Source organism: Polaribacter sargassicola (assembly GCF_021991835.1).
Lineage (GTDB): Bacteria > Bacteroidota > Bacteroidia > Flavobacteriales > Flavobacteriaceae > Polaribacter > Polaribacter sargassicola.
The window spans coordinates 472,709-487,776 of the sequence record NZ_JAHDAU010000001.1 but is presented as its reverse complement, the minus strand read 5'-3'; the positions used below and the strand labels follow the sequence as shown (position 1 = coordinate 487,776).

Below are 15,068 nucleotides of genomic sequence, written 5' to 3'. Positions count from 1 at the left end.
TTTTAATAATGATTTCAATAAATACATCAAACAACAAAAAAGTTTATTTTGCTTCAGACCAACATTTAGGCGCACCAACTGCAGAAGCTAGTTTTCCTAGAGAAAAAAAGTTTGTAGCTTGGTTAGATGAAGTTAAAAAAGATGCAGAAGCAATTTTTTTATTGGGCGATTTATTTGATTTTTGGTTCGAGTATAAAACCGTTGTACCAAAAGGATTTGTACGTGTTTTAGGAAAATTAGCAGAAATTAAAGATAGCGGAATCCCTATTTACTTTTTTGTTGGTAATCATGATCTATGGATGAATGATTATTTTAAAAAAGAACTAAACATACCTGTTTATCACAAACCACAAGAGTTTCTTATCAACAATAAAAAATTTCTAATCGGTCATGGAGATGGTTTAGGCCCAGGAGATAAAGGTTACAAAAGAATGAAAAAAGTATTTACTTTTCCTTTATTTAAATGGATGTTTAAATGGTTGCACCCAGATATTGGTGTAAGTTTAGGCCAATATATGTCTGTAAAAAACAAGATGATTTCTGGTGATGAAGATGCAAAATTTTTAGGAGAAGAAAATGAATGGCTAGTTTTGTATTGCAAGAAAAAGTTAACCGAAAAGCATTACGATTTTTTTGTATTTGGCCACAGACATTTACCAATGGTAATAGATTTACAAGAAAATTCTAAATACATTAACCTTGGTGATTGGATACAATATTACACATTTGGAGAATTTAATAAATTAGAATTTAATTTAACAGAGTTTAACTCAAAACCCCGTTAAATAAAGAAGTTACTTAAGAAGCTTTAACCTAGTTTTAACAAAATAATTTTGTTAAAATTGTAGCTTTGTTAGCGTTTAAAATTTAAAACTTAATACAATATTACAATGGATGTAGATGTAAGAGCTATTAATGAAAAAATAGAAAGAGAAAGTGCCTTTATAGACATTCTTACTTTAGAAATGAATAAAGTAATTGTTGGCCAAAAACAAATGATAGAAAATTTGTTAATTGGTTTGCTTGGTAACGGACATATTCTATTAGAAGGTGTACCAGGTTTGGCAAAAACTTTAGCAATTAATACATTATCTAAAGCTGTACAAGGTAGCTTTAGTAGAGTACAATTTACACCAGATTTATTACCTGCAGATGTTGTTGGAACCATGATTTATAACATGAAAGAAAACAACTTTGAAATTAAAAAAGGTCCAATTTTTGCAAATTTTGTATTAGCAGATGAGATAAACAGAGCACCTGCAAAAGTGCAATCTGCATTACTAGAAGCAATGCAAGAAAAACAAATTACTATTGGTGATGAGTCTTTTAAATTAGATGAACCTTTTTTAGTAATGGCTACACAAAACCCTGTAGAGCAAGAAGGTACATACCCTTTACCAGAGGCACAAATGGACCGTTTTATGCTAAAAGTTGTAATCGATTATCCTAAATTACAAGACGAACAAATAATTATGCGTCAGAATCTTACTGGAGGTTTTGCAAAAGTAAACCCAGTTATTTCTGTTGATCAAATTATAAGAGCTCGTGAAGTTGCTGCTGAGGTATATATGGATGAAAAAATTGAAAAATATATTCTAGATATCATCTTTGCTACTCGTTATCCAGAGAAATATAATCTAGCAAATTTAAAAGACTTAATAAGTTTTGGAGCATCTCCTCGTGGTAGCATTAACTTAGCAAAAGCTGCTAAATGTTATGCATTTATTAAAAGAAGAGGTTATGTAATACCAGAAGATGTTAGAGCTGTTGTTGTAGATGTTTTACGTCACAGAATAGGTATTACGTATGAAGCAGAAGCAGAAAACGTAACTTCTGTAGATATTATTAACTCTATTATCAACGAAGTTGAAGTACCTTAAAATAGTGTAATTAAACACCTGTTAAATTGTTATTTAAAAACAATATTACACGTAAAAGTACTAATAATTACACATTTTAATAATTAAAGGATTACACGTTGCAAACAAAAGAAATACTAAAGAAAGTTCGTAAAATAGAGATTAAGACACGTCGTTTGTCTGATCATATTTTTGGAGGTGAATATCACTCATCATTCAAAGGACGTGGTATGACTTTTTCTGAAGTACGCCAATACCAATTTGGAGACGATGTAAGAGCTATTGACTGGAATGTAACTGCACGCTATAACGAACCTTATATTAAAGTTTTTGAAGAAGAGCGTGAGTTAACCATGATGTTAATGGTAGATGTTTCTGGATCAGAATTATTTGGTACATCAACTCAATTTAAAAAAGAAACCGTTACAGAAATTGCTGCAACATTGGCTTTTTCTGCAACCCAAAACAACGATAAAGTTGGTTTAATTCTTTTTTCTGATGACATAGAACTTTTTATTCCGCCAAAAAAAGGAAAAAGCCATGTTTTAAGAATTATTAGAGAATTAATAGAGTTTAAACCTAAAAGCAAAAAAACAAATATAGATGTTGCTCTAAAATTTTTATCGAGCGTCTTAAAGAAAAAAGCAATTGTTTTTATGTTATCAGATTTTATGGATGATGATTACGAAAAAACACTAAAAATTGCCGCTTCTAAACATGATTTAACAGGTATTAGAGTGTATGACAAACATGATGAAGAAATTCCAAATTTAGGAATGGTACCAATGTTAGATTCAGAAACAGGAGATATCCAACTAATAAATACCTCATCAAAAACTGTAAGAACAAATTATAAAACAAGTGCATTACATTTGTCTAATTATTATTTAAATACTTTTAAAAGAAGTGGTGCAGGTACTGTTACCACAAGGGTTGATGAAAATTACGTAAAAAAATTATTGGGCTATTTTAAACATAAAGGAAGGTAGTAACTAAGTTACTTTTTTAAAATGAAAAAACAAATATTCTACATATTACTATTTATTTCTACCATTAGTTTTGCACAAGAACCAATGGTAAAAGCAGAAATAGATACCACAAACATTAGAATTGGAGAGCAATTCAATTTAAAAATTTCTGTAGATGAAACTAAGAATGTAATTCTACCAAAATTACAATTACAAGGTTTAGAAATAATAGATTCTACTAAAGTTGATACCGTTAAAAACTCGTTAATTAGAAAATATATTTTAACAGGGTTTGATAGTGGCGCATTTTATATTCCGCAACAACAAATCTTTATAAAAAACCAAGCATATTTAACAGATTCTCTTTTAGTAAATGTAGCCACAGTTGCTGTTGATACTACAAAAGTTAAAAAATTCCCTATAAAATCTATAAAGGCAGAACCTTATACTTTTGATGATTTTAAAATATACATTTACATACTTTTAGCTGCTTTAGCAATTATTGGTTTCTGGATTTATTGGTTTGTTATTAGAAAAAGAAAAGAAGTTGAAGATGAACCAACTTATAGAGCACTACCACCTTACGAAGAAGCTATCTTTAGACTAAATGAGTTAGATGAAAAACTATTGTGGCAAAACAATAAAGTAAAAGAATATTATTCTGAGTTAACAGAAATTGTTCGTGGATATATAGAACGTGAATTAAAAATACCTGCATTAGAAAAAACAACAGATGAAGTTTTAGACATGATAAAAGACTTTAAAAATGCAGAAACAATTTTAACATCAGAAGACACTATTAAAAAGTTAAAAGATTTATTACGCGAAGCAGACTTAGTAAAATTTGCAAAATCTAAACCATTAGCTATAGAAATAGAAGAAGATAGAAAAGACGCGCAAGACATTGTGAGTAGTTTAAAACCTAAACCAATTATTGAAGAAAATGATGAATTGGAGTAATTTTGAATTTCAAAATATAGAGTTTTTATGGTTGCTAATTTTAATTCCACTTTTAGCAATTTGGTATTTTTTTATGCGTAAAAAAGATACTGCTGTTTTGTCTATACCTAGTATAAAAGGTTTTAAAGCAAACAGTATTACATCTAAACTAAAACCACTTTTATATCTTTTAAGATTATTGGCTTTGGCAGCAATTATTATTGCTTTGGCAAGACCTAGAAATGTTGCTGTAAGTAAAAAAACAAAATCTAACAGAGGTATAGATATTGTTATGGCAATAGATGTTTCTGCAAGTATGTTGGCAAGAGATTTAAAACCAAACAGGTTAGAAGCCTTAAAAAAAGTTGCTATCGATTTTATAGACAGAAGACCTAATGATAGAATAGGTATTGTTGTTTATGCAGGAGAAAGTTTTACACAAACACCTATTACAAGTGATAAAGGAATTGTAAAACGTACAATTTCTGAACTAAAATGGGGGCAATTAGAAGGAGGAACTGCTATAGGAATGGGATTAGGTTCTGCCGTAAACAGACTTAAAGAAAGTACAGCAAAAAGTAAAGTTATTATTCTTTTAACCGATGGTGTAAATAACTCTGGTAATATAGACCCAAGAACAGCTACAGTTTTAGCTAAAGAGTTAGGCATAAAAACATACACAATTGGTATTGGTACTAACGGAATGGCAGATTTTCCTTGGAGTAGAGATCCAAGAACTGGTAAATTACAATTTAGAAAACAACAAGTAGAAATTGATGAAGCTCTACTAGAAGAAATTGCAGCAGAAACAGACGGAAAATACTTTAGAGCTACAGACAATACATCATTAAAAGAAATTTATGATGAAATAGATAAGTTAGAAAAAACAAAAATAGAAGAATTTAAATATTACAATTATCAAGAAAAATATAGAATTTTTGTCTTTTTAGCATTGGCATTTTTACTATTAGAATTTATTTTGAGAAATACAATTTTTAAAAGTTTTATATAATAAAAGAATGTACAAAATAGAAGAACCAATTTATTTTTCACTACTAATAATCATTCCGGCAATGATTGTTGTTTTCTTATTGGTTTTATGGTGGAAAAAAAGAACGCAGAAAAAATTTTCTGACTTAAATTTATTAAAAAAACTAGCACCAAATACATCAATTTTTAAATCTGTTTTAAAATTGATAACATTATTATTAGGTTTTACTTTTTTAATAATAGCGTTGGTAAACCCAAAAATGGGTACCAAACTACAAACAGTAAAAAGAGAAGGTGTAGATATTGTTTTTGCGTTAGATGTTTCTAAAAGTATGTTGGCAGAAGACATTGCGCCAAACAGATTAGAAAAAGCAAAACAAATTATCTCTAAAACAATAGATAAACTAGGGTCAGATAGAGTTGGTATTATTGTATATGCAGGTAATTCTTATCCGCTTTTACCAATAACAACAGACCACGGTGCAGCAAATATGTTTTTGCAAAATGCTAATCCAGATATGGTTTCTAGTCAAGGAACAGACATAAACGGAGCATTAGAATTGGCAAAAACGTATTATAATAATGATGAACAAACCAATCGTTTTTTAATTATTATTTCTGATGGAGAAGATCATCAAGAAGAAACAAAAGAAGTTGCACAAACATTAACAGAAGAAGGTGTAAAAATTTACACAATTGGTGTAGGTACAGAAAATGGAGGGCCAATACCAATGCGTGTTAACGGATCTATGATTGGCTATAAAAAAGACAATAAAGGAGAAACTGTTATTACGCAACGTAAACCAGACATTTTACAAGGTATAGCAGATGCTGCAGATGGTAAATATATAGATGGTAATGTTACAGACAAACCCGTAAATGTAATTGCAGAAATTATTGCAAATGCAGAAAAAAATGAATTTGAAACAAAACAATTTTCAGATTATAAAGACCAATTTCAATGGTTTTTAGCTATTGGATTGTTTTTCTTAATTATAGATATTTTCTTATTCGAAAAGAAAACAAAATGGTTAAGAAAAGTAGACTTGTTTAATGAAGAAACTACCGAAAAATAACTTTTCTCATCATAAAAAAAACTTTTTTAAAAGAGCCAATTAAAATTTTAGTTGGCTCTTTTAATTTTATTAGAAAAAATTAAACAATATTTTACATCTAATTACCCCTCTATAAATTGGGTAAATTACCCACAATTTGGGTAAAATTTACACACTACAAACACACTCAAATATCATAACACGCTAGTAATAGGGCGTTAACAAAAATGGCATATCAATTGTTTTTGGATTGTAGAAAGATTTAAAAAAATTCTCCAAAAAAATATGAAAACTGCTGCTTATAATTTAAAATTACACAATAACAAATTTTCTATAGAACCTAAGAAAAAAAAGAAATCAATTAATTTTAGATCTCTAATTGTACTTTTAAGTTCTTTTATAGTAATGTTAGGTGCTGCATATACTGTTTATTTATTACAAGATGATTTTTCTAAATTTAATTACAACAGATTAAATAATAGCTTTGGTTATATATTTTTTATGGTTGCTGCCGTACTATTTGTTTTTGGATCGCTAACCTTTATTTATGATGTGTACTTATATTTTAAATATAAACCTATAAAATCTGTAAGTGACAAAGAATTACCAACAATTACTGTTATAGTACCTGCTTATAACGAAGGGAAACAAGTTTGGGCAACTTTAAAAAGTTTAGCTAAAAGTGATTATCCTAAAGAAAAATTACAATTACTATCTATTGATGATGGTAGTAAAGATGATACTTGGTATTGGATGAAAGAAGCTAAAAGAATTTTAGGTAAGCAAGTAACCATAATGCAACAACCAAAAAACATGGGTAAACGCCATGCTTTATATCGTGGTTTTCATATTGGAACAGGAGAAGTTTTTGTTACAGTAGATAGTGATTCTATTGTAAATGAAGATACGCTTCGTAATTTAGTAAGTCCGTTAGTAACAGATAAAAAATGTGGCGCTGTGGCTGGTAACATTCAGGTTTTAAATAATAAAAAAGCTTTATTACCAAAAATGCTAAATGTAAGTTTTGTTATGAGTTTTGAATTTAAACGTTCTGCAGAAAGCACTTTAAATTCTGTTTTATGTACTCCTGGCGCATTAGCAGCATACAAAGCAACTGCCGTTTTTGCGTGTTTACCAGAATGGATAGATCAAAAATTTATGGGAAAAGCATCTGATATTGGAGAAGACAGAGCGCTAACAAATATGATTTTAAAACAAGGTTATAGCGTCTTATTTCAAAGAAACGCATTTGCTTACACAAATGTACCAGAAGACTACAAAGGTCTTTATAAAATGTTTATTAGATGGGGTAGAAGTAATGTTAGAGAAAACATTGCAATGTCTAAATTTGTTTTTACTAACTTTAGAGAAGGCAACAAATTCGGATCAAGATTATTGTTTTTAACACAATCTATAAAAATGATTATGGCCTATCCTTTTCTTTTATTTATGTTGTATTTTATAATTACTCATCCTGCATTATTTATAAGTTCTACTTTATTAAGTATTTTAATAATTTCATCATTTCCAGTTTTCTTCTATGCAAAAAGGTACAACATTAAAGAAGCATTTTGGGCTTACTCATATAGTATTTTATACACATTTGGTTTATTTTGGATTACACCTTACGCAATAGCAACCGCAGGAAAAAGTGGTTGGTTAACTAGAGAAATAGCCGCATAAAAATTTATATAATTATTGTAAATAATACAGTAATAACAAATATAAAACACCCAATAAGTTCTATAACAAAGAATTTATTGGGTGTTTTGCTTTAAAAATTTTAAAACCTTACATCTGTACTTTTGCAACTAGCTTATAAATTGTATATATTGCCCAAAAAAATAGTCTTTTACTAACTAAAACCACAACTATAAAAATTATTTTTTAAATGAAATCCATATGATATTTCTAGGTTTAAGGCTTTTTAAAAATAACAACTTATTAACAAAATTCTTTTTTCTAATAACTTACTTTTGTAAATATTGATTTCTCTGAAAAAAGATACAGAATTATGAAAGATGTTAAAAATAACATGAAGATTTTACAATACATTACTATCATTTTCTTAGTGCTATTTTCATCTAAAGAAATTTTAGCACAAAAAGATTCTATTACCTTACAAAGAAAAACAAGAAGCTTAGTGCGTTCTGGTAATGAGCTATATGCAAAAAAGCAATATACAGATGCTTCTGTTGCCTACCAAAAAGCATTAGGAAACAATAATAGATATGATAAAGCTTCTTACAATTTAGGTAATGCTTTATATCAAAGTAAAAACTACAAAGAAGCTGTACCACAATACGAATTAACTGCAGAAACTGCTACAGATAAATTTACAAAAGCAGAAGCCTATCATAATATTGGTAATGCTATGATGGAACAAAAACAGTATCAAGCTGCAGTAGATGCTTACAAAAACTCTCTTCGTAATAATCCTACTGATGATGAAACTCGTTATAATTTAGCAGTTGCACAAAAACTGTTAGAAAAAGAGAATCAAGAAAATAAAGACGACCAAAATAAGGATAATAAAGACAAGGATAACAAAGATAAAGACGATCAAAATAAAGATCAAAAAAAGGACGACAAAGACAATAAAGACGGAGACGATAAAGATAAAGATGGTGATGGCGATAAAGATAAAGATGGTGATGGCGATAAAGACAAGGATAAAAATAAGGATCCTAAAAAAGACGATAAAAAAGATCCAAATCAGAAACCAAAACCTCAACAAGGTAAAATGTCTCCAGAACAAATTAAGCAGTTACTAGAAAGCTTAAATAACGAAGAAAAGAAAACCCAAAAGAAAATGAATGCTCAAAAAGCTAAGGGTGAAAAAGTAAAACAAGAAAAAGATTGGTAAACTAGACATTTACAGAAAAAGAAGATGAAGTTGAAATTTTACATAACTATATTTTTAAGTTTACTTACTCTAGCAATAAGTGCACAAGAAGCAACTTTAAAAGCAAAAGTGAGTAAAAATAAATTAGGGGTAAACCAACGTTTACGTGTTGAGTTTTCTATTAATAAACAAGGTGGTGATGATTTTACTCCTCCTAAATTTACCAACTTTAAAGTAGTTGGCGGACCTAGCCAATCTGTTAGCCAATCTTGGATTAACGGAAAAGCAAGTTTTTCTCAATCTTATACATATTTTATACAACCTAAAAGAAAAGGAGAACTAATAATAGAAAACGCTAGTATTAAAATTGGTGGTAAAACTATAAAATCTGATCCTATTAAAATTATAGTTGTAGATGCGGTAGAAATACCTAAAGATCCAAACGACCCTAATTATGTTGCACAACAAAATATACATTTAGTTGCAGAAATATCTAACTCTAAACCTTACGTTGGAGAAGGTGTTTATTTAGAATACAGATTATATGTTAGCGAAAATGTAAATGTGTATGATACTGGTGTAACAGAAGCTCCGCAATACAACGGTTTTTGGAGCCAAAATATAGAACTTAATAGTTTTCCTGTAAAAATGGGAAAATATAATGGAGAAAATTATAGATATATAGTTTTACAAAAAGCTCTATTAATACCTACTAGAACTGGTAATTTAACAATAGATCCTATGAAAATGGATATTGTTATTGGAGTACCTACTGGTAGAGCCGATTTCTTTGGAAATGCAATTACTAGAAATATAAAGAAAGAATTTGCTTCTGCTAAAAAAATTATCAAACCAAAAGATCTTCCACTAGAAGGTAAACCAGAAAACTTTAATGGTGCTGTTGGTAATTTTGATTTTGATGTAGCTCTAAGTAAAACGCAACTAAAAGCTAACGAAAGTTCTCAAATTAAAATAACTGTTTCTGGTAAAGGAAATTTAAAATTATTTGAATTACCAGAAGTAACAACTCCTGTAGAGTTAGAAAAATATCAACCAGAAAGAAAAGAAAATGTACGTATAAACTCTGGCGGAATTTCTGGTTCTGTTTCAGATTTATATACAGTTGTGCCACAATATAAAGGTAAATACAAAATACCAAACGTTTCTTTTTCTTATTTTAATCCTAAAGAAAAAAAATATCATACTGTAAATACAGAAGATTTATTTGTTGATGTTTTAGAAGGAAAAGAATTAAAACCAACTGTAGATAATAGTAATTCTGTAAAAAAACAAGCCGTAGTTTCTACAGGAAATAACTTTAGATACATTGCAACAAAAAGCGAATTTAATCCTATTAAAAAAGATAATTTCTTTAAATCTAATTTGTTTTATATCCTTTTATTACTTCCACTAATTGCAATACCAATTGGTATTATAATTGATAAAAAGAACAAAGAAAGAAATAACGATATTATAGGGAATAAACTTAGAAAAGCAGAAAGACTTGCTAAAAAGTATTTATCTGAAGCAAAAAAACAATTAGGTAAAAAAGAAGCTTTTTACGAAGCTTTAGAACGTGCTTTACATAATTATTTAAAAGCAAAATTAGGTATTGAAACTACTGATATTAGTAAAGAAAGAATTACTGAAATTTTAGAAAACAAAAAAGTAGACTCTGCCATAGTTACTCAATTTATAGATGTATTAAAAAGCTCTGATTTTGCAAGATATACACCTATAACAGACACAGAAATGGAAGCAGAATTTGAAAGAGCAAAACAAGTGATAATACAGTTAGATAAACAATTATAGAAATGAAAAAATTATTGTTTTTATTATTTATAATAGCCAACACTGTTACTGCACAAAATGCAGATAGCTTATTTGATAATGCAAATACTTTATACAAGAATGAAAAGTTTGAAGAAGCTATAGAAGAGTATAAAAAAATAGAAGCTTTAGATATAGTATCATCAGAATTATATTATAATTTAGGTAACGCATACTACAAACTAAATAACGTTGGGCCATCTATATATTATTATGAAAAAGCGTTAAAATTAAACCCTTTAAATGATGATGTAAAGAATAATTTGGTTTTTGCTAAACGCTTGGCTTTAGATAATATTGAAGAGTTACCAAAAACTGTTTTGCAAAAATTTAATGCAAATTATCTACAAAAATTATCTTACAACCAATGGGCAAAAGTTGTAATTGGTTTTTCTGTTTTAGGTAGTTTATTATTTTTATTATTCTACTTTGCAGAAGGATCTTTAAAAAAACGATTTTATTTTACAACAAGTATTATTAGTTTTATACTTTTAGTAACTTCTCTATTTATAACTTATCAACAATATAATTACTTTATAAATAATAAAGAAGCCATTATTTTTGCCGAAGAAACAGATGTTAAAAATGCGCCTACTTTTAATTCTGAAAAAGTATTTACTTTACATGAAGGTACAAAAGTTGTAGTTTTAGACGCTGTTGATGATTGGAAAAAAATTAAGTTGATAGACGGAAAAACAGGTTGGATAATTGGAAATGAATTAAAATTATTGAATGATTTTTAATACTTTGTAAAAAAATTGTTAACTATTTTTGTAATTTAGCAAAAAACTAATAATTCTTTTGAAAATAAAAACAGCTATTTTTTTTTCTTTTCTCTTTGTTTGTGTTGTTACAACACCTACAATTATAAGTTTATTAGATAAAAATCAAAATGTATCTTTTTTTTTAAATTTAAACGAAGAAGATAATAATGAAAATGAAATTTTAAAAAATATTAAAGTTTATCAAAACTCATATTCTAAAATATTTTTTAGCCATTTTACAGAAGTAGTAAGTATACACTTTACTTCTACAAAATACAGCTCTTTATTTCCAAAAATTTACACTCCTCCACCAGAAATTCTACGCTAGAATTAATCACATTATCACTAGTACAAAAAATTATAATTTTTATTAAAACAAACTCTATTCTAAAAAAATAGAGTAAAATATATTTACTTATGTTTAAATACATTAAAAACGATTTACCTGCAAGTATTGTAGTATTTTTCGTAGCATTACCTTTATGTTTAGGTATTGCATTAGCAAGTGGTGCACCTTTATTTGCTGGGGTTATTTCTGGAATTATTGGTGGAGTTGTTGTTGGAGGCTTAAGTGGCTCTAAAATAGGTGTTAGTGGTCCTGCTGCCGGTTTAGCAGCAATTGTATTAACTGCAATTGGCTCTTTAGGTGGTTACCAAAACTTTTTAGTTGCCGTGGTTTTAGGAGGTGTTATACAATTAATTTTTGGCTTTTTAAAAGCCGGAGTTATTGGGTACTATTTTCCTTCATCTGTAATTAAAGGTATGTTAACAGGTATTGGTATTATTATTATTTTAAAACAAATTCCTCATTTCTTTGGTTATGATGCAGAGCCAGAGGGAGCAGATAGTTTTATAGAAGCTTCTGGAGAAAATACATTTTCTTCTATATTTAACATATTCGATCATCTTATTTTAGGATCTTTAGTAATTGGTATTATAGGTTTAGCTGTTATTTTATTTTGGGACAATGTTTTAGCAAAAAAAGCTAAATTTTTTACAATAATACAAGGCCCGCTTGTTGCCGTAGTTTTAGGTATTGTTTTTTTTATGTTAACACAATCTAATGCTACACTTTCTATTTCACAATCGCATTTAGTAAGCGTACCTGTACCAGAAGATGCAACTTCATTTTTTAATCAATTTAAGTTTCCTAATTTTTCTGCAATTACTAATCCAGAAGTATGGATAACTGCTTTTACAATTGCTTTAGTTGCAAGTTTAGAAACGCTTTTATGTGTAGAAGCTTCAGACAAATTAGATCCTGCAAAAAATGTAACACCTACAAATAGAGAATTATTAGCCCAAGGTACCGGTAATATTATTTCTGGTTTAATTGGTGGTTTGCCAATTACACAAGTAATTGTAAGAAGTTCTGCCAATATTCAATCTGGTGGAAAAACAAAATTATCAACTATTTTACATGGTTTATTTTTACTAATCTCTGTTATTTTAATACCTAGTTTATTAAATAAAATACCTTTATCTGTATTAGCTGCAATCTTATTAATTGTAGGTTATAAATTAGCAAAACCATCGCTTTTTAAACAAATTTATAAGTTAGGATGGAAACAATTTGTCCCTTTTATTGTTACTGTAGTTGGTATTGTTTTTACAGATTTATTAGTTGGTATTGGTTTAGGTTTGTTTGTTGGTATTGTAGTTATTTTATTAAAAAGTTACCAAAACTCTCACTTTTTACATATAGAAGATAAAAGTAACGGTAAACATAAAATAAAAATGACTTTAGCAGAAGAGGTTACTTTCTTTAACAAAGGTGCAATTTTAAAAGAATTAGATAGTTTACCAAAAGATACTTCTTTAGAAATAAATTTGATTAATACTAGATATTTAGATAATGATATTATTGAAATTTTAGAAGACTTTTTGCATAAAGCAAAAGAAAAAAACATAGATATTAAGTTAATTTCTAAAAGAGGTATTGTAGAAAACCCTGCTAGTTTTATTCACTTCTTTAATGAAAGACCAAAATCTGATATTAGTTTAAGCTAAGTTACAATAGCTTAAAACTACATTAATAAAACAATTACTTTTATTAGTTTTAAAAAACTAGTAATTTTATAAAAATATAAAATATGAAAGCACATACTAAAGAAACACAAGCAACAATGACTCCAGAAAAGTCATTACAGTTCTTAAAAGAAGGAAATAAAAGATTTCAAGATAATTTAAAAGCTAACAGAAACTTATTAGAACAAGTTAACGATACTAGTACAGGTCAATTTCCTTTTGCAACAATTTTAAGCTGTATAGATTCTAGAGTTTCTGCAGAATTAGTTTTCGATCAAGGTTTAGGAGATATTTTTAGTATTCGTATTGCTGGTAACTTTGTAAATGAAGACATTTTAGGTTCTATGGAGTTTGCTTGCAAACTTGCAGGAACCAAGTTAATTGTGGTTTTAGGACACACTAGTTGTGGTGCTATAAAAGGTGCTTGTGACAACGCTGAACTAGGTAACTTAACAGCAATGTTAAGTAAAATTAAACCAGCAGTTGATGCTGTAGAAGAACCTAAAGATGCTACAATAAGAAACTCATCTAACCTAGATTTTGTAGACAACGTGTCTGCTAAAAATGTTTTAATGACAATAGAAAGAATTAAAAACGAAAGTGAAGTTCTATTAGAAATGGAACAAAATGGTGAAATTATGATTATAGGTGCTATGTATGATATTAAAGATGGTTCTGTTTCATTTTTTAACTAAAAAAGATATTTTATAATACTAAAAAAGAGGCCTGTTTATGGCCTCTTTTTATTTGTAATTAATTTTAGATAAATATTTAATACTAAACCGTCTCTTCTACAGGTAACTCTCCTTCTACAGGTACTTCTTCTTCTTTTAATAATGAAGGAAATAAAGAAGGTGCTACTTCTTTAATAGGATTATATAAAAGAGATTTTTCTAAAGTTTCTGCTTCTAAAAATGGTATTTTATCATTCATCTTACCAAAAAAAGTAAAAATTACACTTAAAATAAGTCCTATTTTTAAAAAACCAAAAACACCTCCTGCTATTTTATTTACAATTCCTAATGAAACAAAATCTGCCGCTTTTGTTAATCCTTTACCAATAAGAGTAATAATTAAAATAATAATTACAAAAGTAATCGCAAATTCTGCTACATGAATATACTCGGGTTTCCAAGTTAATCTATTTAAAAAATAAGATGCAAAATGAGAAAAATGGATAGCTCCATAAACACCTGCTACTAATGCAACTATAGAAGCTACCTCTATAAATAAACCTTTCATTAACCCTCTTGTAAAACCAAAAAGCAACGAAGCCGCAATTATTATATCAAAAACATTCATTAGTTAATTTTTTTTTTCAAACCTACACTTTTTTTTTCAAATTTTAATAAAGTCAATTGTATCTTTACCACTTCTAAATGATTTTTATGTCAAAAACAGTCTCTTTAAAAGAAAAATGGAATTTATTAGTACAAAAACTAACAAATCAATTTGCAGATGGCGATGAATTAAATATAGATGGAATTATTTATTTAGTTGGTGTACAAGAGTTAGGGCAAGGTCATAGAAGCTTTAAAAAAGACGAAAAAATGAACTTAATGCATATTGCTATATGTAAATTATTAGAACCTTACGGTTATTATGAGTTTGATTTTTTTGATGATGATGGATGGCCACATTATAAAACTATTACAGAATTACCTAGCTTAAAACCTGGTGAACAAACTGTTCTAATGAAAGAAGCAATTATTAATTATTTTGATTCTATAAACTACTTAGATTAAATTTAATCTAAAAAATGCTTTTTTGGTATATTTCTTGAAAATACA

At 28.1% G+C, this 15,068-nt stretch carries 15 protein-coding genes; 14 read left to right on the top strand and 1 reads right to left on the bottom strand.

Going from position 1 to position 15,068, the window contains the following annotated elements:
- Nucleotides 1–8 precede the first annotated feature (8 nt).
- The 13 genes from KI686_RS02140 (at nt 9) to KI686_RS02080 (ending at nt 13,973) form a co-directional block, all read left to right on the top strand.
- Complete coding sequence (locus tag KI686_RS02140) at nt 9–785, top strand: UDP-2,3-diacylglucosamine diphosphatase (RefSeq protein WP_237587596.1); 777 nt, start codon at nt 9–11, stop codon at nt 783–785.
- 105 nt (nt 786–890) lie between these two features.
- Nucleotides 891–1,880: an AAA family ATPase gene (locus tag KI686_RS02135; protein ID WP_237587595.1), complete on the top strand. Its 990-nt coding sequence runs from the start codon at nt 891–893 to the stop codon at nt 1,878–1,880.
- 98 nt (nt 1,881–1,978) lie between these two features.
- A complete protein-coding gene (locus KI686_RS02130) occupies nt 1,979–2,848 on the top strand; it encodes a DUF58 domain-containing protein (RefSeq protein ID WP_237587594.1) in 870 nt (289 codons plus the stop codon).
- Nucleotides 2,849–2,869: 21 nt separating this feature from the next.
- Nucleotides 2,870–3,787 (top strand): BatD family protein, encoded by a 918-nt coding sequence (locus KI686_RS02125; RefSeq protein ID WP_237587593.1) that lies wholly within the window; start codon nt 2,870–2,872, stop codon nt 3,785–3,787.
- Nucleotides 3,774–4,778 (top strand): vWA domain-containing protein, encoded by a 1,005-nt coding sequence (locus tag KI686_RS02120; protein ID WP_237587842.1) that lies wholly within the window; start codon nt 3,774–3,776, stop codon nt 4,776–4,778. The genes KI686_RS02125 and KI686_RS02120 overlap by 14 nt, the downstream gene beginning before the upstream one ends.
- Nucleotides 4,779–4,785: 7 nt before the next feature.
- The gene (locus KI686_RS02115; protein ID WP_237587592.1) at nt 4,786–5,832 is read left to right on the top strand and encodes a VWA domain-containing protein; all 1,047 of its coding nucleotides are present in this window, start codon (nt 4,786–4,788) and stop codon (nt 5,830–5,832) included.
- Between the two features lie 264 nt (nt 5,833–6,096).
- Nucleotides 6,097–7,494: a glycosyltransferase family 2 protein gene (locus tag KI686_RS02110; protein WP_237587591.1), complete on the top strand. Its 1,398-nt coding sequence runs from the start codon at nt 6,097–6,099 to the stop codon at nt 7,492–7,494.
- A 331-nt stretch (nt 7,495–7,825) separates the two neighbouring features.
- A complete protein-coding gene (locus KI686_RS02105) occupies nt 7,826–8,677 on the top strand; it encodes a tetratricopeptide repeat protein (protein ID WP_237587590.1) in 852 nt (283 codons plus the stop codon).
- Nucleotides 8,678–8,701: 24 nt separating this feature from the next.
- A complete protein-coding gene (locus KI686_RS02100; RefSeq protein WP_237587589.1) occupies nt 8,702–10,468 on the top strand; it encodes a BatD family protein in 1,767 nt (588 codons plus the stop codon).
- Nucleotides 10,469–10,470: 2 nt separating this feature from the next.
- Entirely contained in the window at nt 10,471–11,229 is a 759-nt protein-coding gene (locus KI686_RS02095) for a tetratricopeptide repeat protein (protein WP_237587588.1), read from the top strand.
- A gap of 58 nt (nt 11,230–11,287) precedes the next feature.
- Complete coding sequence (locus tag KI686_RS02090; RefSeq protein WP_237587587.1) at nt 11,288–11,578, top strand: hypothetical protein; 291 nt, start codon at nt 11,288–11,290, stop codon at nt 11,576–11,578.
- 89 nt (nt 11,579–11,667) lie between these two features.
- Nucleotides 11,668–13,260 carry a SulP family inorganic anion transporter gene (locus KI686_RS02085; protein ID WP_237587586.1) on the top strand — a complete coding sequence of 531 codons (1,593 nt, stop codon included), beginning with the start codon at nt 11,668–11,670 and terminating at the stop codon, nt 13,258–13,260.
- Nucleotides 13,261–13,343: 83 nt separating this feature from the next.
- Nucleotides 13,344–13,973 (top strand): carbonic anhydrase family protein, encoded by a 630-nt coding sequence (locus KI686_RS02080; RefSeq protein ID WP_237587585.1) that lies wholly within the window; start codon nt 13,344–13,346, stop codon nt 13,971–13,973.
- Nucleotides 13,974–14,055: 82 nt separating this feature from the next.
- Here KI686_RS02080 and KI686_RS02075 read toward each other — a convergent pair whose 3' ends face one another.
- On the bottom strand, nt 14,056–14,580 hold the full coding sequence (locus KI686_RS02075; RefSeq protein WP_237587584.1) for a CvpA family protein: 525 nt from the start codon (nt 14,578–14,580) through the stop codon (nt 14,056–14,058).
- A gap of 86 nt (nt 14,581–14,666) precedes the next feature.
- Between KI686_RS02075 and KI686_RS02070 the strand changes: the two genes are divergently transcribed.
- Nucleotides 14,667–15,023, top strand: coding sequence for a hypothetical protein (locus KI686_RS02070; RefSeq protein WP_237587583.1), 357 nt, complete (start codon nt 14,667–14,669; stop codon nt 15,021–15,023).
- Nucleotides 15,024–15,068 lie beyond the last annotated feature (45 nt).

Bases quoted from the DNA above. Each gene is read 5' to 3' on its own strand.
- KI686_RS02095 (WP_237587588.1), top strand. From the start codon at position 10,471: ATGAAAAAATTATTGTTTTTATTATTTATAATAGCCAACACTGTTACT.
- KI686_RS02115 (WP_237587592.1), top strand. From the start codon at position 4,786: ATGTACAAAATAGAAGAACCAATTTATTTTTCACTACTAATAATCATT.
- KI686_RS02085 (WP_237587586.1), top strand. From the start codon at position 11,668: ATGTTTAAATACATTAAAAACGATTTACCTGCAAGTATTGTAGTATTT.
- KI686_RS02120 (WP_237587842.1), top strand. From the start codon at position 3,774: ATGAATTGGAGTAATTTTGAATTTCAAAATATAGAGTTTTTATGGTTG.
- KI686_RS02125 (WP_237587593.1), top strand. From the start codon at position 2,870: ATGAAAAAACAAATATTCTACATATTACTATTTATTTCTACCATTAGT.
- KI686_RS02110 (WP_237587591.1), top strand. From the start codon at position 6,097: ATGAAAACTGCTGCTTATAATTTAAAATTACACAATAACAAATTTTCT.
- KI686_RS02070 (WP_237587583.1), top strand. From the start codon at position 14,667: ATGTCAAAAACAGTCTCTTTAAAAGAAAAATGGAATTTATTAGTACAA.
- KI686_RS02135 (WP_237587595.1), top strand. From the start codon at position 891: ATGGATGTAGATGTAAGAGCTATTAATGAAAAAATAGAAAGAGAAAGT.
- KI686_RS02075 (WP_237587584.1), bottom strand. From the start codon at position 14,580: ATGAATGTTTTTGATATAATAATTGCGGCTTCGTTGCTTTTTGGTTTT.
- KI686_RS02080 (WP_237587585.1), top strand. From the start codon at position 13,344: ATGAAAGCACATACTAAAGAAACACAAGCAACAATGACTCCAGAAAAG.
- KI686_RS02105 (WP_237587590.1), top strand. From the start codon at position 7,826: ATGAAAGATGTTAAAAATAACATGAAGATTTTACAATACATTACTATC.
- KI686_RS02100 (WP_237587589.1), top strand. From the start codon at position 8,702: ATGAAGTTGAAATTTTACATAACTATATTTTTAAGTTTACTTACTCTA.
- KI686_RS02140 (WP_237587596.1), top strand. From the start codon at position 9: ATGATTTCAATAAATACATCAAACAACAAAAAAGTTTATTTTGCTTCA.